This window comes from Pseudomonas sp. BF-B-30 (genome assembly GCF_019956305.1).
Lineage (GTDB): Bacteria > Pseudomonadota > Gammaproteobacteria > Pseudomonadales > Pseudomonadaceae > Aquipseudomonas > Aquipseudomonas jessenii.
On record NZ_JAHBDG010000033.1, the window covers coordinates 139,669 to 162,962 of the forward strand.

Here is a 23,294-nt window from a genome sequence, read left to right on the forward strand (position 1 = left end):
GGATGAAAAAATGGCGCAAACCTCAGAGATCCTGTTGCTTGCGCCATTTCGGACTTGTCGCTGGGACGTATTACTTGCCGTAGATATCGAAGGCGAAGTACTTGTCCTGGATTTGCTTGTACTTGCCGTTCGCACGAATGGCTGCGATGGCGTTGTTGAGCTTGTCCAGATCTTCCTTGTCGCCCTTGCGCACCGCGATGCCTACGCCGTCGCCGAAGTATTTGACGTCGGTGAACGCAGGGCCGACGAAGGCGAAACCTTTACCGGCATCGGTTTTCAGGAAGCCGTCATCCAAAAGCGTAGCGTCTGCCACGGTGCCGTCGAGGCGGCCGGCGGCCACGTCGAGGTAAATTTCGTTCTGCGAACCGTAAGGCTTGATCTCGGCACCCAGCGGGGCCAGGACTTCGCGGGCGAAACGCTCGTGGATCGAACCACGCTGCACGCCGATGTTCTTGCCCTTGAGCTCGGTCAGGCCTTCGCTGACCTGAGTGCCGGCCTTCATGACCAGGCGAGCCGGGGTGTTGTAGTACTTGTTGGTGAAGTCCACGGACTTCTTGCGATCTTCAGTGATCGACATGGACGACAGGATCGCGTCGATCTTGCGCACTTTAAGCGCAGGGATCAGGCCGTCGAACTCTTGCTCGACCCACACGCACTTGACCTTCATTTCTTCGCACAGCGCGTTGCCGATGTCGTAGTCGAAACCCACGATGCTGCCATCCGGCGCCTTGGACGCGAACGGAGGGTAAGCCGCCTCGATACCGATTTTCAGAGGTTTTTCATCGGCGAAGGTTGGCAAGGACAGCACGGACAGTGCCAGGGCGCCAAGCAGCACGAGTTTCTTCATCTTGGGACTCCATCGGTAAAGGGCAAAAACGGCAGAGTGAGCAACAGCCCAATATGCGAATGAGTGGAACCAGAAAGCAGTGCTGCGTCCTGGGAAGCGGGTGTTGAAATTCAACACGAGCAACGACGAGCGAGTGATCGGCATTCTAACGACAGGCCCGAGGCCGATATTTCTTCAATGCGACAACTAATTACAGAAGCACCGAGAAAGCCGTTTTAGCACGTTGACAGCCCTGCAAAATCATGCAAGAGCAAAAGATAGTGAACCGATCTATGTTGCAAATTGCGGGCCTATTATTGGCAAACCCTTCTAATCCGGCAAGCGCAGTGTAGCGGCTTATTTTTTTGAGGCGCATTTCAGGGCCGGATTTAAGCACTGGCGTTTCCCAATGCCCCGTATTGGCGCGATGCGGTTACACATTCAGTAACCTGAAATAACACAGGTAACAGTAGGAATTGTCCTGCGGCCGAAGCCGATATTTATTGGCCGTTGTTTATTTGGTGTCAGGCAGACCGCCTTCGCGAGCAAGCCCACTCCCACAATGGTTTTGTGTCGAACGCAAATTCCGCGTTCACCACAGACCCCCTGTGGGAGCGAGCTTGCTCGCGATGAGGCCAGCCCAACCAACACAAAACCCAGGCACAAAAAAGCCCCGCCAGGCTCAACACCTGACAGGGCGTTTAAGTGACTCAGAACCGCCGCTTACGCGACATTCATGGTCTTGTGGGTATCAATCAAATGCTGCACCACACCCGGATCAGCCAGGGTGGAGATATCGCCCAACCCCTCATACTCAGCCGTGGCGATCTTGCGCAGAATCCGCCGCATGATCTTGCCCGAACGAGTCTTCGGCAGCCCCGGCGCCCACTGGATCACATCCGGTGAAGCAATCGGGCCGATCTCCTTGCGCACCCAGTTTTTCAGCTCCAGGCGCAGCTGCTCGTTCGGCTCCTCACCGTTCTTAAGGGTGACGTAGACATAAATGCCCTGCCCCTTGATGTCGTGCGGCACGCCAACTACAGCGGCTTCGGCGACTTTCGGGTGCGCGACCATCGCGCTTTCGATCTCGGCGGTGCCCATGCGGTGGCCGGACACGTTGAGCACGTCGTCCACGCGACCGGTGATCCAGTAGTAACCATCGGCATCGCGACGGGCGCCGTCACCGGTGAAGTACATGCCGCGGAAGGTCTTGAAGTAAGTGTCGACGAAGCGGTCATGGTCGCCAAACAGCGTACGAGCCTGACCCGGCCACGAATCGAGAATCACCAGGTTGCCCTCGGCCTCGCCTTCGACGATGTTGCCCAGGTTGTCCACCAGGGCCGGCACCACGCCGAAGAACGGACGCGCCGCAGAGCCTGGCTTGAGCGCATGAGCGCCCGGCAGCGGGCTCATCATGTTGCCGCCGGTTTCGGTCTGCCACCAGGTGTCGACGATCGGGCAACGGGACTTGCCGACATTCTTGTAGTACCAGTCCCAGGCTTCCGGATTGATCGGCTCACCCACCGAACCCAACAGGCGCAGGCTGCTGCCATCGGCACCTTCAACGGCGGCGGTGCCCGAGGCCATCATGGCGCGGATCGCGGTCGGTGCGGTGTAGAGGATGTTGACCTTGTGCTTGTCGACGATCTTCGCCACCCGGGTGATATCCGGGTAGTTCGGCACGCCTTCGAACAGCAGCGTGGTCGCGCCATTGGCCAGCGGGCCGTAGACGATATAACTGTGGCCGGTGACCCAGCCGACGTCGGCGGTGCACCAGTAGATTTCACCCGGGCGGTAGTCGAACACGCGCTCGTGGGTCATGGCCGCGTACAGCAAGTAGCCGCCGGTGGTGTGCTGCACGCCCTTCGGCTTGCCAGTGGAGCCGGAGGTGTAAAGGATGAACAGCGCTTCTTCGGCGCCCATCTCTTTCGGCGCGCACACGGTGCCGGCCACTTTCATCAGGTCCTCGAACCAGATGTCGCGATGCTGGTTCCACTTGATGTCGCCACCGGTGCGCTTGCACACGATGACTTTCTGGATGCTGCTGGTTTCCGGGTTGGTCAGCGCGTCGTCGACGTTGGCCTTGAGCGGGATCCTCTTGCCGGCACGAATGCCTTCGTCGGCGGTGATCACCACTTTGGATTTGCAGTCGATGATGCGACCGGCCAGGGCTTCCGGCGAGAAGCCGCCAAACACCACCGAGTGAATCGCGCCGATCCGGGTACAGGCCAGCATGGCGACCACGGCTTCGGGGATCATCGGCATATAGATAGTCACCACGTCGCCGCGGTGCACGTCCTGGCCACGCAGGGCGTTGGCGAACTTGCACACTTGCTCGTGCAGTTCGCGGTAAGTGATGTTGCGGCTTTCGGCAGGGTCATCGCCCTCCCAGATGATCGCGACCTGATCGCCGCGCTCGGCCAGATGACGGTCCAGGCAGTTGTAGGAAACGTTCAGGGTGCCGTCGGCGAACCATTTGATGTCGACATGGTGATCGTCGAAGGAAGTCTGCTTCACCGTGGTGAAAGGCTTGATCCAGTCAAGGCGCTTGGCTTGCTCGCGCCAGAAGCCGTCGGGGTTGACGACCGACTGCTGGTACATCGCCTTGTAGGTCGCCTCGTCGGTCAGCGTGTTAGCCAGAACCTCGGGACGAACGGGATACAGGGAAGCCGCACTCATCTTTCTTACCTCGGTGGAATAGTTGTTTTTGTATGACCCTGTTGTAGCCCGGGCCGGGCCTATAGAACCATTCGACGATGGTAGTAACAAGTCCCTACAAAATGTCGTGAAAAACCGTCAACCCCACTACCGCCGCGGTACCTGTGGGAGCGAGCTTGCTCGCGATGGTCGTCAACGATAACGCGCCCAACCTGACACCCCGCAGTGCAAGCTCGCTCCTACAAAAGAAGAGGTTATTCAGGGATTGTTACAGGATCTGTCAAAAGTGTTTATCAAAACCACGCCTATATGGACGAAGCGTCGACGCCTAAAATCAGCCACGCCAACAAGGCAACCTGATTAACCAAGTTGCAGCCCCCACGAAGGCAGTTAATCAAACCCCTGATACCGAAGCTCCACACGCAATCCCAAAAAGATTGCGTGCCCCCTTTCGACCTCTAAAAGGTAAATTTCAAATGAAAGCTTTATTGGTTCTGGCCCTCAGCAGTCTGTGCGCAACCGCCATGGCAAACGAGGTCCCGACTGATGTCGCACAGCAACAACCAGCAATAGAGGAATACACCTACTCCACCCACCTGGACATCGCCAAAGTGATCTCCATGAGCGAAGCCCCGAACGTGTGTGAAGTTGTGCCGATGAAAATGGAATACGAAGACTCTCACGGCCAACGACATATCCTGCGCTACAGCATGATGGGCAATGGCTGCTCCAACGGCTGATCCCCTACTTCACCCCTCCCCCAAAAGGTTCGACCCACCCGCCGCAATCAGGCAGATGAAGCGCCGAACCCTAATGATCGATTAATTCGATTATTTTAAGCATTTATTTGCGCTTTTTAATCGAAATAGCAGGCGTAGAATCAACTGCAACCCAAGACAAACAACACCCACGAATCTGGAGCAACAACCATGAAAACCCAACTGATCCTCGCCCTGACCCTCTCCGCCCTGGCAGCCAACACCTTCGCCGCCGATGGTTACGACCGCACCGGCTCTGCCGTTTACACCAGTGAAGCGGCTGTCGCTTCCGACGGTTCCGACCACACCGGCGCCGCCCGCCTCGCTGCCGATGGTGCCGATCACGTTGGCGCAGGCAAATTGGCTTCCGACGGCTCTGACCACACCGGTGCCGCCCGCCTCGCCGCCGATGGTGCCGATCACGTCGGTGCAGGCAAACTGGCCTCCGATGGCTCCGACCACACCGGCGCAGCCCGTCTAGCCGCCGATGGTGCCGATCACGTCGGTGCCGCTCGCCTGAGCTGATCCGCCAGCGTGACTTCACAGCCCGACTTCGGTCGGGCTTAGTTGTGTCTGGAGCCTGAGAAACACCCACCGAAACACAAGATGTAGTGAAAAAAGCCTTTTTTGTTCATTTCTTGAACAAAAATAATCCGGGGCAAAAAATTAAGAAAAAAAATCTTCCCCCGCCAACATCGTTCAAAGCCCTGTAAACCCTCACTCCGACCGAAAAACGGCCCCCGTCGACCGTTCCGTGAGCCATTTCGCCGCACCACAGCACGCAAAACTTCCCTATAATGCGGCCTTAAACGGGCCTGCAATATTCCCTTACAGGGACGAAAAGCCAGTCTGAAGCCCCGCACAAGCGATCAACGCTTGCTGCGCCCATCAGTGGCTCTCGGAACCCCGTACAAAATTCTGTTTGATGCCTGCGTATAGCTGCCGCAAAAAACGATTCCTTTAGATCCAACGCGGCCAGTAAGGCCGTGTGAAAAACCGACCTATCCAATTTCACACGGGCACACTGGCCCTCACGCAGGAGACGACACGTCATGCTGAGCTGGGACGAATTCGACAAAGAAGACACGGAAGTAGCAGTCAAGAGCGCCAACGCTGGCCACGCCACCGAAGCCAACATGGACCGTCTCAACAGCGCCGGCGGTGCCGCCGCCCTGGAAGCCCGTGCCGTGACCGCCACTGACTCCGCCGCCGTTGCCCGCGCCAAAGCTGCCCTGGATTCCCTCGACGTCGCCGAAGGCCTCGCCGAACTCGAAGGCGCCTCCGCCCGTGTCGCCGTTGACGAAAAGCGCATGATCAACTGCCGCGCCGACCTCAACCAACTCGTACCCTTCAAGTACGACTGGGCCTGGCAGAAATACCTGGACGGCTGCGCAAACCACTGGATGCCGCAAGAAGTCAACATGACCGCCGACATCGCCCTCTGGAAAAACCCGGAAGGCCTGACCGACGACGAGCGCCGCATCGTGATGCGCAACCTCGGCTTCTTCTCCACCGCCGACTCCCTGGTTGCCAACAACCTGGTCCTGGCCGTGTACCGTTTGATCACCAACCCGGAATGCCGCCAGTACATCCTGCGCCAGGCCTTCGAAGAGGCGATCCACACCCACGCCTACCAGTACTGCATCGAATCGCTGGCCATGGATGAAGGCGAGATCTTCAACATGTACCACGAGATCCCGTCGGTCGCGAAAAAAGCCACCTGGGGCCTGAAATACACCCGCTCGATCTCCGATCCGAAGTTCGAAACCGGCACCGTCGAAACCGACAAAGAACTGCTGCGCAACCTGATCGCCTACTACTGCGTTCTGGAAGGCATCTTCTTCTACTGCGGCTTCACCCAGATCCTCTCCATGGGCCGCCGCAACAAAATGACCGGCGTCGCCGAGCAGTTCCAGTACATCCTGCGCGACGAATCCATGCACCTGAACTTCGGCATCGACGTGATCAACCAGATCAAAATCGAAAACCCGCATTTGTGGGATGCCGAGATGAAGGAAGAAGCTTCGCAGATGATTCTGCAGGGTACTCAGCTGGAGATTGAATACGCACGTGACACCATGCCTCGCGGCGTGTTGGGCATGAACGCGGCGATGATGGAGGATTACCTCAAGTTCATCGCTAACCGTCGCCTGTCGCAGATCGGTTTGAAGGAAGAGTATCCAGGGACGACTAACCCGTTCCCTTGGATGAGCGAGATCATGGACTTGAAGAAAGAGAAGAACTTCTTTGAGACTCGGGTTATTGAGTATCAGACTGGTGGGGCTTTGAGCTGGGATTGATTCCTAAGCTAGCCGCGATTTGCCGGTCATGATCTGAATCGGCAGACTGGAAAAATCAAAAGCCCTGACTTGTTCAGGGTTTTTGATTGGGCGAAAAACTAAATTACACCCTCTTCGACCACTAGCAGTCTTTTTAGATGCACCTGCTAGGCCCTTGGCAATTCAATTTACCAGCAGCAAATGCCACTTGCGGATTGTGTCTCGCTGTAACTCGACAGGCATCCAACCGGCGTAATCCGTTTCAGTCCCTCGCTGCAAGGTTCTGAGTAATAGGCCGATCCCCTGGCAGGCCGTGTTTTTCCGAGCTACTGCTGCTACGGCCTCGCTCAACCATGTCACGAGTTGTCCTCATCGTCGGTCCTCCAGTAGTCGCTGAGCTTTTTCGCAGCATCAACAATACCGCCGTTTTTCAGCGAGCACTTTGTCTTTGCGACAGCAATGCTCGCCCAAGTCAATCTCGGACAAAACGGCGGCGTCAAGGGCGACAACAAACTTGGTTCCGACTGACAAGCTCACGATCAATGGCCACGGCCTTGAATGGATACAGGGTCCGTCTCCCGGCCAACAATCTACCGGTTGCCTTACCCAAAAATCACGCCATCATCTTTGCTCATTGCTGCTTCTGGTTTCGCCACAAAAGGGGGGCGAGCAGCAACAATGCCATCGACACACCACAAATTCTGACAAGCGGAGTTTGGCGGAAAATATTATTCGTGACGACCGCAACTGCGCTAGTCTCCATGAAGCCAGATGGAACGTTATCGTCGTCTGGGAGTGTGATCTAAAAGCTGGCGCCGAAGGCGTCTGAGCAGAAATACGCGACAAACTACGGACGGTCAGTTGATGGCAAAACTTCATCATCTTCCGCCAAGCGCGGCCAGCCTCACGGCATCACTACGGGATTTAGGCTACTCGCTGGAGACCGCGATCGCAGATCTGATTGACAACAGCATCTCTGCGGATGCAACGGATATTCAGATTTTTTGCGATATGAGCCGCACCAATCCAGTTCTTGTCATCGCTGATAACGGGAATGGGATGGCAGAAACCGAGGTCATTTCAGCCATGCGACATGGCGCCATGGATCCCCGAAAACAACGTAGCCCTAAAGACTTGGGTCGCTTTGGGCTCGGACTCAAAACCGCATCTTTTTCCCAATGCCGTCGGCTGACTGTTCTGAGCGCTAAAAACAGTATCCGCACTGGCGCTGAATGGGACCTGAGAAAAGTTGAGGAGAATGACGACTGGTTCATAAGCATTCTCGATTCTAATGAGATTGACGAACAACCCTTCATCGAAGTACTCGGTGCCACGGGAACGATTGTCATATGGCGCGACCTCGATAGGTTGTTCGAAGATGAGGTTGGCCACAAGCGCGAAGAAATAGTTAACGAGAAGATTGATGTAGTCGGACGTCACCTCTCACTTGTCTTCCATCGCTTTCTTTCCGGTGAAATGAAAGGCCGGAAGAAACTCACCATCAGCATTAACGGGCATCCAATAACTTCGTTCGACCCGTTTTGCCAGAAAAATCCCGCCACGCAAATGCTGCCGGAAGAGACCGTCTGGGTAGACGATATTGCAGTTACGATGCAGCCATACATTTTGCCGCATCATAGCCGCCTTTCAGCTTCTGAATATGACTACTACCAAGATAGAAGCGATTTTATCTCCAATCAGGGTGCATATATCTACCGTAACGGCAGACTAATGGCTTGGGGTGATTGGTTCAGGTTGATCCCGAAAAATGAAACCACAAAACTCGCTCGAGTCAAAATTGACTTCGCGAATAGCCTTGATGAAGCTTGGACAATCGACATCAAAAAGTCCCGAGCTCGACCACCACATCCCGTACGGGAGCGTCTGAGGCAGATCATCTCAAAGATCGCTGCGCGGAGCGTGACAGTACATCGCGGCCGCGGCCAGCGGCTTTTTCAAGAATGCAAAGTACCTCTATGGGAACGCTACGTGGACCACGGTGGTATCCGATTCGCAGTAAACACCCAGCATCCTCTGATCACATCACTTGCAACGCGACTCCCAGCGAAGGAGATCGCTTCACTCCTTGTCCTTCTAGAGGCTGTCGCCGCATCACTTCCAGTAGAGATGATCTATTCCGACTATTCGACTAGCCCACGCGAGGTTAGCCAAGTAACAGCGGATGATGATCAGACTTTTAGCAGGCTGCAAAGTCTTAGACAAGCTATCTATGGCGATGGGCCCGTTGACCCGAAAGCATTCCTTCAGATCGTCCGCTCAACGCATTTTTTTGAAGGACAAATTGAATTGGTAGAGGAGTACATCAGGGAGACTTTCGAATGAGCGGTAATCCAGCATCGGAAGAAAAGAATATCGCAACAGCACTGATCTCGGGACTTGGCAATTTAAGTGAGCCCCCGACGCTAGCATTAGTCAAAGAAAAGGCCGAGCAGATAGCTACGATTTTCGGCTATACCGGTGATCTTCGAAACATCATCACTGAAGCAATGATTTCCGTCGAAACACGGATGGGTGCAGGCGTTTCGCTTATCGATATTGATGCTAAACACGATGACCAATGGGTTCACAAACGAGAGAATATCGCATCAGCCTATGCGGACGCCTACGAGAATTTTCTAAGAAAAGGTGGGTGGTCTCCACGTATGGTTCAGTCACTTAGCGATGTGACCACTCGTATCCTCGGACACCTTCAGGACCCACTCAGTGAGGGTACAGCCTGGAACCGGCGAGGCCTAGTCATTGGGCATGTACAATCTGGTAAAACGGCCAACTACACCAGTCTGATCGCTAAGGCCGCAGATGCTGGATACAAGTTCATCATCGTCATTGCAGGCATTCACAACAATCTACGCAAACAGACACAGGAGCGTATTGATGAGGCTTTCATCGGTCGCTCTAGCGACCCCGAAGATCGTCGACTGATTGGCGTCGGTCTTGAACCCCACTATCCGCATCCGGCCACCCTCACTAATATCAATGAAGATTTTAATAAAAACACAGCCGCCAAAAGTGGCTGGAGGATAAACGACTTCAGTAAGCCCATAATCCTTGTTATCAAGAAAAACGTGACAACCCTTACGGCTCTTCACAAATGGTTAAAAGAGCTGAATACGGAGGGCAACGGTCGAATTTCAGACGTACCTATGTTACTGATTGATGACGAAGCTGATAACGCCTCCATCAACACAAATAAGGAAGACTTAGACCCTACAAAGACCAACGCTATGATCCGGCGCATTCTCGGTCTATTTGCGAAATCCTGCTACGTCGGTTACACAGCTACCCCCTTCGCAAATATTTTCATAAATCCTGAAGCTTATGACGATGACGTACGGGAAGAGCTATTTCCTCGCGACTTCATATACTGTCTTGATGCCCCAACAACGTATTTTGGCGCCGAGAAGGTCTTTCTAAACGAACAGACAAGCCCATCGATCGTTCGACAGATTGATGACTGTGAAGATCTCATTCCTTATGCCCATAAACGCGATGACCCGGTATCCGAGCTGTCGCCGAGCCTTTATCGTGCTTTAAATGCGTTTCTCGTTGTGCGAGCGATCCGGAACCTCCGTGGGCAGACGCGCAAGCATTGCTCCATGATCATCAACATCTCTCGCTTCGTTCCCGTACAAAAGACCATTCGAGACTTTATAAGTCTGCGCGAGAAAAAAATTAGAGAGGCAGTGAAAGCGAACTACATGATGCCTGAATCCGTCTCGTCAGCAAACGCCTATATGCAAGGGTTAAAGCAAGTATATGAAACCGAATTTTTCAGCTGTGGTTTTTCTTGGAGCGAAGTAAAATTAGCGCTTAATGGAGTGTTCGACCATCTCCGCCTCTATGTCATTAACAGCAAGAGCGATGAAGTTCTCGACTACAGCAAGTATACAAAAGAGGGAGTTGGGCTTACTGCAATCGCAATTGGTGGTTTGAGTCTATCCCGAGGACTAACGATCGAGGGTTTGAGCGTAAGTTATATGTACCGCAACACAAAGATGTATGACACGCTAATGCAAATGGGACGGTGGTTCGGTTACAGGCCAGGTTATGAGGATCTCTGCCGCGTCCATCTCTCACAAGACTCAATTAACTGGTATTCCCATATTGCAGCCGCTGCCGAGGAGCTTACCCAGCAAGTCAAGCGCATGCGGAGAGATGGCTTGAGCCCGCGCCAGTTCGGACTTTATGTCATGGCACATCCGGATAGCCTTCTAATCACAGCCGCCAACAAGATGCGCACCGGTGAGAAGGTAACGTTCCGACAAAACTTCAGCGGCCGAATGCTCGAGAGCTACATCGTTTCGATCGACAAGAACGTAAATAAAGAAAACTTCTCTCTAATAGAAAAATTTTGGAGAAACGGTTTTGATGGAAAAATAGGAGAAGACACTGGTAAGGGTCAGATTTTCCGAAACGTATCAGTCGAACAGATTGAAGACTTCCTTATCGGTTTCCAAGCGCACAGTCAGTTCGCAGATCGCAAGGCTGATATCATCGCTTACCTCAAAGTTCTTAATGAAAAAAGCCCAGTCGGAGACGTGCTCCTAATTTCGCCGAAAAGTGACAGCAATGAACCTTATCGTTTAAATGGGCAGAAACGCGTCGTTGGTGGCCTGCAGGCTGGCGCCTGGAGACTCAATAAGGATCGCGTGGCTTCCCGTGGTGATGAAAAACTGGGGCTCACACTCACAGAACAAGCTGAAGCCGAAAGGCTCGCCGCATCCGGCAAAAAACTAGTCACACCATCAGACACACATTATCGTGAAGTACGGAACAAACCGCTTCTAATGATTCACTGCCTGCAGCCACATGGTGATAGTCGTGCAGAGGATCCGGTCGCAGCGTTCGGCGTTAGTTTCCCTCCAGGTCATTACGAGACGGAAATTGAGGTTGTGGCCAACCGTGTGTGGTTGGAACGTATGCAGGGAGCACCTGATGATCCCGATGAAGAGGACGACTACGATGACTGAGTCCTCCCCTTGGGACAATATTAAGGTACCCAATGCAGACTTCAATGTCCGCCAGGTGGACGTCACGACATTCGCGCCATGTTACTGGGGTCGTGATATAGAAGGCGCCTGTCTCTTTATCATGGAACTCGCCGGGGACCACACGGTTCAATACCGGAAAAACGTTACCACATTGAACGGGATTGAGGTTGATCTCCGCAGTGGGGCGGCTGGTAGCCAGCGGCTTGTTTTATCTCTTGAGCAGCATGTGGATCGTGACCTGTTCGAGGGTTTCTGCCACACACTGGTTACAGCGCTTACATATGCGAGCGACTCATCAAGCTCGCTTGCCGTAGCCCTTGCGCATATCCGCAGGTGGAAGACGTTCCTATCCGGTCGTATCGGCCATCACCTCTCAATGGAGGAGATTCGCGGGCTCTTTGCCGAACTAACCTTTCTTTTTGAACTTCTTGAGCGATGGCCCGCGGCGAGCGATGCAATCACGGCTTGGCTTGGCCCAGAGAAATCGCATCAAGACTTCATTTTCGGTAACACGGCGGTTGAGATCAAAGCCCTTTCGGGCACCGAGCGCAGCACTATACGCATCTCATCAGAAGACCAACTTGAATCTCTCAACGACGCTCTTTTCCTGAAAATTTATCGACTTAGTAGCTTGCCCGAATCCTCCAAAGCACAATCACTGAACGAAATTGTTGCAAAGATCCAAGGTCTACTCTCGGATATTGCCAGTGTCGAGGCATTCGATCGTAAGCTCGTCACTCGAGGTTATGCGCCATTACCCGAGTACGATGAACCGCACTTGGTAGTTAGCGATGCTCGTACATTCCAGGTGACAAACGGTTTCCCGAGGCTAATCCGTTCCGAGCTACTGAATGGAATTACCAAAGTTAGCTATGACATTCAGATTGAAACCATTGCTCCCTTTCAGTGCGATGGCGAAACTATATTTGTTGGAGGGGACTGATGGAACAGACCATCGAAGACTTTTTCCACGATTTCCGGCAGGAAATTATCGCAGATGCGGAGTCGAACAGAACCTATCAGCTGGAAGCATTCGTGAGCGCCGTTTCAAACGAGCTAATCGAGACGGGCTTCGTCGAGGGTTTCGAGCACTGCCACTACCGTGCCGTGCGTGGAATGCGGGTCGATGGATACTGGTTCAACGACGAAGATGCTCTCGATATTTTTGTGGCGGACTTCGACTCTCGCCGCGAACTCGAAACACTTACCCGGACGGATATTGATACCACCTTAAAGCGTTTAGTGAACTTCTTCGACGCGAGCCTTCAGAACTCAATAGAGCCCGATATCACGACCCCGGAATATGGGCTTGTCCGTCAAATTATCGATCGCAAAGAATTGCTACGTCAGGTCAACTTCTACGTAATGTCCGAACGTACTCTAAGCGACCGATTTCAGACCCTCCCAGAAAATGAGGTCAGTGGAATACCAGCGACGTATCACATCTGGGACATGTCGCGGCTCCAGCGTCAGCATAGCTCGAGAGGCCACAAAGAACCACTGACCATAGATTTTTTGGAGCTATTTGGACATGGCATAAGCTGCCTTCCTGCCAATCTCGGGTCGGACTCTTATCACTCGTTTCTGATCGTTATGCCGGCAACAATACTCTCTGCACTTTACGATCGATATAACACTAGATTACTGGAACAAAATGTGCGGACATTCCTTCAAGCACGAGCGCAGGTAAATAAAGGTATTCGTGCAACAATCCTCAGCGAACCGCACATGTTCTTCGCATACAACAATGGCATCACCGCAACGGCCCTGTCCGTTGAAACGGAGGTGACAGAACGTGGTCTTCAGATCACACGGATGATTGACCTGCAGATAGTAAATGGGGGGCAGACGACGGCTTCCCTATTCCACACCCAACGGCGCGACAAGGCGGACCTCTCGCACATCTTCGTTCAGATGAAGCTCTCTGTTATCGATAACGAGCAAAGCGAGATGATCGTGCCGCGCATTTCCGAGTATGCCAATACGCAGAACCGCGTTAACGCAGCCGACTTTTTCTCCAATCATCCGTTCCATGTGCGAATGGCGGACTTTTCGCGGCGCATCTGGGCGCCGGCACGGCAAGGTACGCAGCGTGAGACAAAATGGTTCTATGAACGCACGCGTGGCCAGTATGTCGATGCTCAGGCGAAACTCACAACTGGCGAGCAAAAACGCTTTAAGGCTGAATATCCAAAGGCTCAGATGTTCACCAAAACGGATCTTGCGAAATTCGAGAACGTTTGGGATGAGCACCCAAAATGGGTCAACCAAGGTGGCCAAAAGAACTTCGCACGCTACGCTCTCCGCATCGGTAAGGAATGGGAGACATTGTCAGATGGCTTCAATGAGTTGTATTTCCGTCGTGCGATTGTGCGCTGCATCCTATTCCGGACCACCGAAAAACTTGTTTCAGCTCAACCTTGGTACAATGGCGGATACCGGGCAAACATCGTCGCTTACACGCTTGCGATCCTTAGTGAGATTACAAGGCGCCGTAAAGTAACTATCAATTACCCGCGTATCTGGAGCAGCCAGGAGGTTGATGGGTTGCTTACCAGCGTGCTCGAAATCACAGCAAAGGCTGTAAACAATATTATCACTCAACCACCACAGGGAATTTCCAACATATCTGAGTGGTGCAAAAAGGACAGCTGTTGGGAGCGTCTTACCGAGCAGGCAACTGCTATCTCCAAACTACTACCTGAAGATTTTTGGGTTGAGCTCATTTCAGCCGAAGATAGTCGACTTGATGCTAAGGCCGCGCGTGAAACCCAGAAAATCGATAATGGTATAGAGGCGCAAAGGCAAGTAATCGCTATACCAGCCTCACGCTGGCGGAGTATCTGTGACCAGATGAACGCTAAGCATCTACTCACGCCAAAAGAGCTCAGCATTATGAATGTAGCCGCTCAAATCCCTACCAAGATACCCACCGAAAACCAGTCTCGCGTGTTGATTGGCATCCTTGAAAAAAGTAGAAATGAGGGTGTTCTCTTACCGGAATAAACTGATCTGGAGACAGCAACTTCAGATAGACATTAGCGAATGCATTGTATCCCCTCAATGCTCAATGACAGTTAACCCAACGCACTGCCGTCGTTGACTACTTGATCAGTTCTACCTTGGATGCCCTCAGCCAAGAGGCAAATCGCGGCGTCAAAACATGATGGGGACGGTTCCTTCATAGATCAAATCCACCCACCGGCCAATTCGGCCATCAACTATATCTAGCCATATTGCAGCTGAACACGCTCTACATCGAATCCTCAAAAAAACTTTCTAAAATAGTCAACTGATAACGTAAACCATCATCCCACGATCCACTTTCAGTTCTTTGCTCACCCTCAGCCTCAGCCTCAGCCTCAGCCTCAGCCTCAGCCTCAGCCTCCGAATGCTCCCCATCAGTTTCGCAAACACCAACAAAATCTGAACATTCGACTTCCTTAAAATCAACCAACCCAGATCCGTATTTTTTGAAGAAAAATCAATCAACACTGAAAATTTTTTGCACCCTATTTAAAATCATGCACACACACTTCACTAATTTTGTAAAACTGTGAGAGTTAGCAACTATTAACTTTCGTAAGTGCAATAAAACTCTCAAGCGCCATCAGCCAGTCTCTCTGGGAACCGGAATAGGTTGTTTGTATTTTTTTGGGTACTACAAGCTGCAATCCATGAGATCGCATCTCCATAATCTGACTTTCGCTAATAGCAGCTTCCATCGTAACCAAGTGCTTCTCGGTAATTCTGTGAGCCTCGCTCAAAACCTGGCGCCAACGATCTTTACAGGTTGTCTTTGCCCCTAGCATAAATAGCTTCTCAGGAGGAAACACAGGGTCACGATACTCAGCAAAACCCGGAAATATGAAATCAGGCCTAGAGTTATTTTCGGTTGTTAAACCTTTACCTCGCCCCTGTTGGAAGCGCAAGCCGTGCAACCGGAAGATTTCGTCCAGATGACCTTCAAACGCATGGCCCACCCTGGATTTCCGACGATTTTGCACGCTCAAAGAGAAACTGATGAACTCATCGACATCATCACCCGCCTCGCCAAACCCACTGCGAAGTCGCTGCTGAACCAAATGCCGTTCGTAAATACGAAAAAGCTTTTCTTCATGCTCCATCCAATCAAGGATGGTCTGATCGGGGCAACCTAGAGGATCAACCATCTCCTCAATAGATTTTCTTGCGTAAGCCGAGAATGCGGACGTCGTTGGAAAAGCCTTTCCGCCAAACATTTGAACGAGTTGTTCAAGCCAAACATCATCTCCCGTTTCAATTCGGCTTACTTCAATTCCTAAATCTTCTAGCATTAGCCGTAATGGTAAAAGCAACTGCACAGAGTCCAGCGTTCCCGAGATAAAGCTCTCACCTACGTGATCCAGACCGAACAGAAGCCGCAATTGGCTCTCAACCGTGCTACCTGCCGGCGTGAATATCATCAGCAATGAACCGTCACGCATTTTCGCTACCAGAAGGAAATCCCCTTCTTCGAGCAACTCGGTTACTGCATTCGTATTGTAATAGAGACGAAACTCAGCGCTTCGATGAGGTTGCTTTCGCCGACAATCGTACCAAGTGACCATCCCTTCGCTGATGTCGGGCGCAACAGATTCATCCGTGAAATAAATTTGCTTGGCCTTGAATCGATACTCCTCATTCTTCGCAGGAGTACCTAGGTATTGCTTGAATCCTGCGGCAGGAAGACCACCAATTTCGTGCTGATGAGAACGACCTGGATCTGCATCCACTGCGCTCAAATACTTGGCAGCTACACCTTCGAAGTAATCACTGATTCGGTCGCTGAACATGCTTTTTCATCTATCTGTAAATGTTCATTACCGTTTATCAGCCACTCAGCTATTAGGTCAATCAGCAAAGAAGATTTCTCTCGCTTCATTGACCTTACCGCGCACTCCCAAACGACAAGAACCCTCCACCCTTGCCCCAACAGGGAAGTCTCATGGGATCGGTCTCTGATCTGATTTTTACCGATTTTCTCCAACCAAAAATCAGGTCGCGTCTGGGGGACTTTGAAATATTGACAGGTGTGTCCATGCCAAAAGCAGCCGTGTACAAACACCACTGCGTTGTATTTTGGTAAGACCAGATCAGGTTTACCGGGGAGATGTTTAACGTGCAAGCGGAAGCGGAAGCCACGTGCATGCAAGGCTCTACGGATTAGAACTTCTGGTTTGGTATTTTTACCCTGAATGCCAGCCATCATTCGAGAGCGGGTTACCACGTCCACAATATCGACCAAAAAACCACCCCCATGCAATCGATAGCTACACCCCTTTGTATACCTTAGGAGCGAGTGCTCTCAAGGCTGGATGTGAGCTATCCGATGCATTCGAGAATGTCGATCGACGCGCCGGAGCGCAAGCGCTCCGGACTTCCTGCTGGAGGGGTATCTCCTCACTCGGGAAGGGCAAACTCCAGCTGTGGTCGCTCCGTGTCAGCAGTCTTTTCCTTTGCAGCCAAAATACGATCTTTCATAAGCCGAGCCACAGCTTCAAAAACCGGGACGGCTACCGAGTTACCAAATTGACGGTAAGCTTGGGTATCAGATACAGGGATCACAAAATTGCTTTCGCCCGGCTTGTCGAAGCCCATCAAGCGTGAGCACTCATGTGGAGTAAGCCTACGTGGCCGATTGATCTGATTCAGTTCACTGTTGAAATCCAGGCTTTCCAGAAAACCGCGGTCAACCAAAATCTCCGATCCATCCTTGTGGTATCTAGCGGAGAGCGTGCGCGCCACATCATTCGGACGAGTCAAACCAAAGCCAAAACCATTGCCTTTCTCGCGGTGTTTTTCTGCATACCGATAAAGGTAGTCCCAAAGCTTTGGTGTCAGGATGTACTTGCTGTCCACTTCCTTATCAAGCAAATCACCAAAGCTAGGTCGCTGCTTGGGTATCAGTTTGCTGATATCGCGTAGTGTGAAACCTTGGTGAACATTCAGGTTCCGACGGAAACCTACCAGCACAATTCGCTCGCGATGCTGTGGCAGGAAGTGTCGCGCATCAATGACCTTTGGATCTGTTCCCTTCGGCGCATTGACGTCGGCAACCTCGTAGCCCAGTTCATCGAGAGCCTCGCAAATGATCCGGAACGTATTGCCCTTATCGTGACTTTTGAGGTTTTTCACGTTTTCAAGCAAGAACGCGGCTGGCTGCTTTGCAGCGATAATTCGAGCCACATCAAAAAATAGAGTGCCTTGGGTTTCACATTCGAAGCCGTGTTTGCGTCCCAAGGAATTTTTCTTGGAAACGCCAGCAAGGGAGAACGGCTGACATGGAAAACCTGCCAACAGAACATCGTGATCAGGGATCTCATGATCAATATTCTTATACGCCTCCTCGTCACTCACCTCGGGCTTGTCCGAAAGAGTGACCGACCGAATATCCAGATTGAAGCTATGCCGAACCGGATCGCAAAAATGGTTCGCCTTATAGGTTTTGACTGCGTATTTGTTCCACTCGGACGTGAACAGGCATTCGCCACCGATGGCTTCAAAACCTTTTCTGATACCCCCGATACCGGCAAAAAGATCAATGAAGGTAAACGAAGGTTTATGGTTCAAACGCTTGGGTAAAAGAGCTTCCAGGCGAGTGAATTCGATATGAGAAAGCTTTGGTGAAGCTTTACCTTTGACCCAGCGATTTATGGTTTCACGACACCAGTGAGTAGGGCTGACATCGTTGAGAATTTCAGCGAGCTGACCTTGGTCATAGATTTCCAGCAGCTTATGAAGCAGTGCGAGATCAGTGGCTGGATGGGTATCTGTGTCATGGGAGCGCGAACTCATTTCACTCAAGGATTCAAAAGATGGCGTTTCAAAAAGATTCATGAGCCCGAGATCCTCTGGGTCAAAGCTGTGACGAATGGTCACCATTTTAGCCCTTGAAACTTCAAAGTAAATGAAATTTCTTGGGTTTCCAAGCATTTGGATTGATGACGCAAGACAGGGTTAGGGGTAGGAATTTGCAAATGCAAAATACTGTATATGCAGCCAGTCTAATTCACTCTTCGTCGTTGTCCAGCGATCCTTGTGTTCAGAAATTTATGAAACGAACTGTGGGTTGACGGAGCTATCTGATCCTCCTACCCTCGGCTCCGAGCCTAAGAAACTCTACAAACCAGAGCGGTCCTCCGCACCCGACAGTCATGCGGCTTTTTTTCGTCTGCGGTTTCTCTACGCCTGCGAGAAAATCCCCGTTATGTCGGGAGTGGGCGAATACAAGACCCGAAAGGGGAATATGTCCGGCCCGTCTCTGGTGGGTTTCTTAGCTCCCGACACCCTTAACGAATGCCCTAAGAAAGCAGCCAGAGGTAAAGGAAATGCCTGACTATCTGACCTTCACGATGAAGGTGAATCGCCGTACCCACAGATCCAACCACGCGCTTCCGCTCCAGGAGGCCCGCCATGCCTGAATCACTCAAACCCACCATTTTCACTCGTCACAACGTCCACCTGCATGCCCTTCTTTTGGAGAACCAGGCCTGGTTCTGCGCACATGATCTCGGTCGACTTATGGGTAAACACCTTGATGAGCGCGTGACGCGCAAGCTCGATGCGGACCAGAGGCAAATGATGCTCGTCGACCTCTTTGGCGCCACTAAAGAGCGTTTGATGGTGAGCGAGTCAGGTGTGTATGCGTTGTTGATTTATCACTACTGCCCTGAGAATCGATTGCTGCGAGAGTGGCTGACTCATCAGGTGGTGCCTGCGCTGCGGGATGCACGGCCGTCGCGAATGGTGGAGCGCCCGACGTTGAGTTTGCTTGATTGGCCGAAGATGTCGCTCTGTATGTTGCATTGGCAGGATGAGCCGTGGATTCGATTGCGGGATATGCCGTGTGTGTTGGCGGATGATCCTTTCAATCGGCGTGAATCCTGGTGGCGGAAGGCATCAAGAGTGATGCGTGGATACTGATTGTTCACTCACATTAAAATTGGCTGCCTAGGTTTCAGGCAGCCAATTTTTTCGACAGCAGTCGTCAATCCGCGCAATTCGGTTTGTCTGATGCTCCCGAGTTGCAGCATTTGGGGCCGCTTCGCAGCCCAACGGGGGCAAGCCCCCTCGCCACAAAGTTGGTGGTTGGCTTGGTTGTTGTGTTGGTTTTGTGAATCGCGAGCAAGCTCGCTCCCACAGGGGTTCAGCGGCTGGCTTGGTAACGTCTGTGTATCAGGGCCGCAGGATTTATCCTGCGGCCTTTTTCTTTGGCTGTGATTGCGGTTACGAGATCATTTCCCCAACCCACTAATCCGCCACGGACACACCGCCGCCCTAACCCCACTAGGCCCAACAATCTCCGGCGTCTGCCCCAACGACCTAGCACTCAACACACTCCCCACCCGCTCAATCAACTGATCAAACCCCAACGTCGCATCCTCCTGCTGCGACTTGCGCAGTTGTTCGACCATGGCGTAGGTGAAGGCGCCGTAGTGGTTGGAGCCCACCACATATTCACTGGCCTTTTCGTTCTCCCGCGCCGCGTAGAGCATCAGGGGCATGTAGGGCCCGTGGTGGCCGTAGAGTTTGGTTTGGCGCAGCAGTTGGGCCTTTTTCTCGGGGCGCAGGCCGGTGGCGGCGCCTTGGGTGTTGCGGGTGCGGGTGAGGCCGCGGGTTTTGTTGTCTTGTTCGCTGAAGTCGCGGCGGTCGGCGTCGGTGGCATAGACGCGGCGGTCCCAGTCGCCGGCGTAGGGGTCCCAGCGCAGCATGCGGTGGCGGATGTCGCTGGGTGGGGTGATGCCGCGCACGCGGCCGTTGCCGCGGGTCATGCCGCCGGCGTAGCAGCAGTCGAACAGGACGGTGAGTTTGGCGCCGTGGCCGTCCGGGTCGAATGGCAGGTGGCTGTAGAACTGGCGGAACAGTTTGTCGGTGAAGTGGGTGCTTTCGTCGTCCCAGTCGAAGTCGTGGAGCACCAGGGTTTCGTCCATGCAGTCGGCTTCGCCGCTGCTGCTGTATACGGGCAACTGGGTGCCGTGGCCGGAGTAGAACAATACGCGCTCGTCGCCAGCGCGGGCGCCTTCCACCAGCCATTCGAGGCGTTCGACGAAGTTGGCCCGGGTCGCTCGGGCGTCGTGCAGCAAGCGGATGTCGCCGGCGTCGTAGCCGCTTTCCTGAAGCATGCGGCTGATCAGGTAGGTGTCGTTGATGCAGCCCTCAAGGCGTGCGCTCGGGTCGAGGTAGTCGTTGATGCCGACCACCAGGGCGCGGCGTTTGCGTTGGCCGCTGCGGGACAGGAACGCCGGCACTTCCAGCGCTCGCGCCGCCACCACATCGCGGGCGAGTTGCGGCCACAGGCCGGTCTGGCTGGTGGGTGAGGACAAGTAGGCCTGGGCGGCGTGATTGAGGTCGAGCAGGTCATCGCGCAGCTGCACGCTGAATTCGGTTTGCAGGTCGACCCGCGCTGAATCCGGCGAGGTAATAGGCCGGGTCAGCAAGCCGTCGTTGGGGTTGTGGAGGTGGAACCAGCGGCGGATGCCTCGGCCGTTGTCGCTCAGGCGCAGCACCCGCCCGCCCCACACTTCGCGCATCACCAGCGGCAGTGCGATCGGCGAGCCGAAGCTGACGAACACTCGGCCATCGATGCGTTTCAGTGCCGACCCTTTTTTTGCCACCGAGCGGCGCAGGGCGTCATAGCCGATCAGGCTGCCCAGCCCTTGGGCGAAGATGATCTGTGGATTGAATGCCTCGACCTTCGCCAACAGATGTTGCGTCAACGCCGTGCGCAACTCGGCGTCTTCGATCCATTGCACGATGGCGCCAACGGTAGTGCGCAACATCTGGTTGACCGGCAGTCCCCAACTGCCGAAATTCTCGTCGGCCTTGCCCCTGGCGTCGGCGCTCAGCATCGCCAGGCCTCGGGTGATCTGGGCGAAGTCCGGCCCCTCCTTGAGTTGCTCGTCGAAGGACAGGAAGTCGATGTCCTGGTCATCGATGAGGCGACCGTTCTGCGCCAGTTGAGTACGGATCAAGGTGCGCCATTGATCCTGCCAGTTCGCATCGATGCCGCCCTGCCCCTGGCCGGCTGGCGTGAAACCGACACCAGGCAGGCACAGGACGCGCAGCCGTGTTGGCGCGACTTCCGCCCCCGGTTCTGCCAAGGCTTTGCTGGCAGGCACTGCAACGGGGCGAACAGCTTGCCCTTGGGCGGTCACCATCAAATCCTGCAGGCGTCGCAGTTTCGCCTCCAGGCTGTCCGCACTGGGCGCGGCAGGCGTGAGCGCGGCCTGAGCCGGATCAGCCAGGGCCCGGCTGCGGTTGCCAAGAAAACCGCTGACCCATTGGGCGCTGCTTTTCCAGATCTGCTCTGGATCGAGGCCGTCGAGGTAACCGGTGGCGCTGTCCACCACCTGCCGGCTCTGGGTCGCCAGTTCGGACTCGATCAATGGCAACCCGACGCGACTGGGCACCACGGTGGCCGCCAATTTTGGCGCAGCCGTTACACCCGGTGCAGCGCGCCAGATAGGTGCGTTGCCGAAGTGCTGCGCCGCGACCACCCGCGGGCCGAGGGCACTGCGCGGCAATTTGAAGTGATCGCAAAGAAACGCCAGCAGGCTGGTGTGATCGTAATGCTGGGCCTGGACGTTGCCCGTCCAGGGAATCAAGCCTGGCTTGAGCCACGGCGAAGCCAGGATCGCCGGAACACGAACGCCGAGGCGGGTGAATGGATTTTTCCACGGAACATCGACCGTTGAACCGGTCGCCACGCAAGTCGGCGGCACCACGTGGTCATGGAAACCGCCATGTTCGTCGTACAGCAGCACGAACAGGGTTTTGTTCCAGACAGCGGTGTTGGCCGACAAGGCGTTGAACACCTCACCGACAAACTGATCGCCAAAGCGCAAATCTTCGGGCGGATGATGCGACACATTGGGCCCGAGTTTGCCGTTGAGCAGGCCATAGCTCGGCTCGATCCAGGACAGTTCGGGGAGCTTGTCACCGGCGACGTCCGACTTGAAGTCGTCGATGCTCAGGTGCTGCAAACCACCCTTGACCAGCGCCGCCAGCGGGATCGCGCCATCGGAATAAATCCGCGCGTCGTGGCCGTTGTTGCGCAGCAGCGAAAAAATACTCTCGCCACCGAACTGCGCAATCAGGCTTTTGATGCCGGCCAGCACCGTGCCCGTGGAGGGCATCAGCAAGTGACCATTGCAACTGCCGAGCATGGCAAAAAAACGGTTCGGCCAAGTGGGGCCTGGCACCGAGGAAAACCAGCGGTCGCACACGGTGAAGTTACGCGCCAGTCCGTGGATGGCCGGCAGCGTATCCTTCGCTGGCGTGGCGCCGAACGGGATGTAGTTCATCGCCCGCTGGGCCATGGATTGCGACCAGGTTTTGTATACCTTCAGGTCGCTGCGGGCCTTGTCGTAGGCGTCCTGGGCAAAGCCGGCGAGCGTAGGGTTGGCCGGGCTGGTCTTGAAGGAGACGCCCAGTTGTTTCTCTACGTTGACGAATTCGTGGCCAAGGTCGAAACCCTCGCTGTTGCCCGGCGGCAGCGCCGGAGGCAGAGGGGGCGGCGGCGCCCACAGGCTGTAGTTTTCCGGGAACTCCGACGCTTGGGTGATCACCGTCGAATTACCTTTGGCCAGCTTCAACGGGTTGGTGCTGGGCGCCTTGCGGTTGATACCGTCACACGCGGCATTGATGCTTGTGTAATCCCCCAGCAAATGGTCGAACGAACGGTTTTCCATCATCAGCACGACGACGTGCTCAATCCCTGCGGGCCAGTTGTTCGGCATGG

Annotated in this window: 15 protein-coding genes and 1 pseudogene; 8 read left to right on the top strand and 8 right to left on the bottom strand. The window is 53.9% G+C overall.

The window, feature by feature from the left end; translation table 11 throughout:
* Positions 1–70: 70 nt before the first annotated feature.
* Both KGB29_RS17935 and acs read right to left on the bottom strand, forming a co-directional pair.
* On the bottom strand, positions 71–847 hold the full coding sequence (locus KGB29_RS17935; protein WP_056724133.1) for an ABC transporter substrate-binding protein: 777 nt from the start codon (positions 845–847) through the stop codon (positions 71–73).
* A 702-nt stretch (positions 848–1,549) separates the two neighbouring features.
* A complete protein-coding gene (gene acs / locus KGB29_RS17940) occupies positions 1,550–3,505 on the bottom strand; it encodes an acetate--CoA ligase (RefSeq protein WP_150812120.1) in 1,956 nt (651 codons plus the stop codon).
* Between the two features lie 455 nt (positions 3,506–3,960).
* On the opposite strand from acs, the gene KGB29_RS17945 reads away from it, so the two are divergent.
* The 3 genes from KGB29_RS17945 to KGB29_RS17955 all read left to right on the top strand — a co-directional run bounded on the left by KGB29_RS17945 (position 3,961) and on the right by KGB29_RS17955 (position 6,542).
* A complete protein-coding gene (locus KGB29_RS17945; RefSeq protein ID WP_057713604.1) occupies positions 3,961–4,224 on the top strand; it encodes a DUF2790 domain-containing protein in 264 nt (87 codons plus the stop codon).
* A gap of 189 nt (positions 4,225–4,413) precedes the next feature.
* Positions 4,414–4,767: a hypothetical protein gene (locus KGB29_RS17950; RefSeq protein WP_150812119.1), complete on the top strand. Its 354-nt coding sequence runs from the start codon at positions 4,414–4,416 to the stop codon at positions 4,765–4,767.
* A gap of 527 nt (positions 4,768–5,294) precedes the next feature.
* Entirely contained in the window at positions 5,295–6,542 is a 1,248-nt protein-coding gene (locus KGB29_RS17955) for a ribonucleotide-diphosphate reductase subunit beta (protein WP_223616465.1), read from the top strand.
* 234 nt (positions 6,543–6,776) lie between these two features.
* Here KGB29_RS17955 and KGB29_RS17960 read toward each other — a convergent pair.
* Positions 6,777–7,049, bottom strand: a pseudogene (locus KGB29_RS17960) (IS3 family transposase); the annotation flags it as partial.
* 336 nt (positions 7,050–7,385) lie between these two features.
* Between KGB29_RS17960 and KGB29_RS17965 the strand changes: the two are divergent.
* Genes KGB29_RS17965 through KGB29_RS17980 form a run of 4 tightly spaced genes read left to right on the top strand, consistent with a single transcriptional unit; the run spans position 7,386 to position 14,539 of the window.
* A complete protein-coding gene (locus KGB29_RS17965; protein ID WP_150812118.1) occupies positions 7,386–8,864 on the top strand; it encodes an ATP-binding protein in 1,479 nt (492 codons plus the stop codon).
* Positions 8,861–11,512 carry a Z1 domain-containing protein gene (locus KGB29_RS17970; protein ID WP_150812117.1) on the top strand — a complete coding sequence of 884 codons (2,652 nt, stop codon included), beginning with the start codon at positions 8,861–8,863 and terminating at the stop codon, positions 11,510–11,512. The genes KGB29_RS17965 and KGB29_RS17970 overlap by 4 nt, the downstream gene beginning before the upstream one ends.
* Positions 11,505–12,476, top strand: coding sequence for a PD-(D/E)XK motif protein (locus KGB29_RS17975; RefSeq protein ID WP_150812116.1), 972 nt, complete (start codon positions 11,505–11,507; stop codon positions 12,474–12,476). The genes KGB29_RS17970 and KGB29_RS17975 overlap by 8 nt, the downstream gene beginning before the upstream one ends.
* Positions 12,476–14,539: an AIPR family protein gene (locus tag KGB29_RS17980; protein WP_150812115.1), complete on the top strand. Its 2,064-nt coding sequence runs from the start codon at positions 12,476–12,478 to the stop codon at positions 14,537–14,539. Before KGB29_RS17975 ends, KGB29_RS17980 begins: the two co-directional genes overlap by 1 nt.
* A 247-nt stretch (positions 14,540–14,786) precedes the next feature.
* Here the strand turns inward: KGB29_RS17980 and KGB29_RS17985 are convergent, their stop codons facing one another.
* The 4 genes from KGB29_RS17985 to dcm form a co-directional block, all read right to left on the bottom strand.
* Entirely contained in the window at positions 14,787–14,990 is a 204-nt protein-coding gene (locus KGB29_RS17985; RefSeq protein ID WP_150812114.1) for a hypothetical protein, read from the bottom strand.
* Positions 14,991–15,096: 106 nt separating this feature from the next.
* Entirely contained in the window at positions 15,097–16,347 is a 1,251-nt protein-coding gene (locus KGB29_RS17990; RefSeq protein ID WP_150812113.1) for a type II restriction endonuclease, read from the bottom strand.
* A complete protein-coding gene (locus KGB29_RS17995) occupies positions 16,308–16,787 on the bottom strand; it encodes a very short patch repair endonuclease (RefSeq protein WP_317851087.1) in 480 nt (159 codons plus the stop codon). Before KGB29_RS17995 ends, KGB29_RS17990 begins: the two co-directional genes overlap by 40 nt.
* A 167-nt stretch (positions 16,788–16,954) precedes the next feature.
* Positions 16,955–18,391 (bottom strand): DNA (cytosine-5-)-methyltransferase, encoded by a 1,437-nt coding sequence (gene dcm / locus KGB29_RS18000; protein WP_150812111.1) that lies wholly within the window; start codon positions 18,389–18,391, stop codon positions 16,955–16,957.
* 576 nt (positions 18,392–18,967) lie between these two features.
* Here dcm and KGB29_RS18005 point away from each other — a divergent pair.
* Complete coding sequence (locus KGB29_RS18005) at positions 18,968–19,477, top strand: Bro-N domain-containing protein (RefSeq protein ID WP_150812110.1); 510 nt, start codon at positions 18,968–18,970, stop codon at positions 19,475–19,477.
* Positions 19,478–19,788: 311 nt separating this feature from the next.
* Here the strand turns inward: KGB29_RS18005 and KGB29_RS18010 are convergent, their stop codons facing one another.
* Entirely contained in the window at positions 19,789–23,292 is a 3,504-nt protein-coding gene (locus tag KGB29_RS18010) for an alkaline phosphatase family protein (protein WP_223616466.1), read from the bottom strand.
* Positions 23,293–23,294 lie beyond the last annotated feature (2 nt).

Excerpts from the sequence above, each read along its gene's own strand:
- KGB29_RS17935 (WP_056724133.1), bottom strand. The coding sequence starts at position 847 with ATGAAGAAACTCGTGCTGCTTGGCGCCCTGGCACTGTCCGTGCTGTCC.
- acs (WP_150812120.1), bottom strand. The coding sequence starts at position 3,505 with ATGAGTGCGGCTTCCCTGTATCCCGTTCGTCCCGAGGTTCTGGCTAAC.
- KGB29_RS17945 (WP_057713604.1), top strand. The coding sequence starts at position 3,961 with ATGAAAGCTTTATTGGTTCTGGCCCTCAGCAGTCTGTGCGCAACCGCC.
- KGB29_RS17950 (WP_150812119.1), top strand. The coding sequence starts at position 4,414 with ATGAAAACCCAACTGATCCTCGCCCTGACCCTCTCCGCCCTGGCAGCC.
- KGB29_RS17955 (WP_223616465.1), top strand. The coding sequence starts at position 5,295 with ATGCTGAGCTGGGACGAATTCGACAAAGAAGACACGGAAGTAGCAGTC.
- KGB29_RS17965 (WP_150812118.1), top strand. The coding sequence starts at position 7,386 with ATGGCAAAACTTCATCATCTTCCGCCAAGCGCGGCCAGCCTCACGGCA.
- KGB29_RS17970 (WP_150812117.1), top strand. The coding sequence starts at position 8,861 with ATGAGCGGTAATCCAGCATCGGAAGAAAAGAATATCGCAACAGCACTG.
- KGB29_RS17975 (WP_150812116.1), top strand. The coding sequence starts at position 11,505 with ATGACTGAGTCCTCCCCTTGGGACAATATTAAGGTACCCAATGCAGAC.
- KGB29_RS17980 (WP_150812115.1), top strand. The coding sequence starts at position 12,476 with ATGGAACAGACCATCGAAGACTTTTTCCACGATTTCCGGCAGGAAATT.
- KGB29_RS17990 (WP_150812113.1), bottom strand. The coding sequence starts at position 16,347 with ATGTTCAGCGACCGAATCAGTGATTACTTCGAAGGTGTAGCTGCCAAG.
- dcm (WP_150812111.1), bottom strand. The coding sequence starts at position 18,391 with ATGAATCTTTTTGAAACGCCATCTTTTGAATCCTTGAGTGAAATGAGT.
- KGB29_RS18005 (WP_150812110.1), top strand. The coding sequence starts at position 18,968 with ATGCCTGAATCACTCAAACCCACCATTTTCACTCGTCACAACGTCCAC.
- KGB29_RS18010 (WP_223616466.1), bottom strand. The coding sequence starts at position 23,292 with ATGCCGAACAACTGGCCCGCAGGGATTGAGCACGTCGTCGTGCTGATG.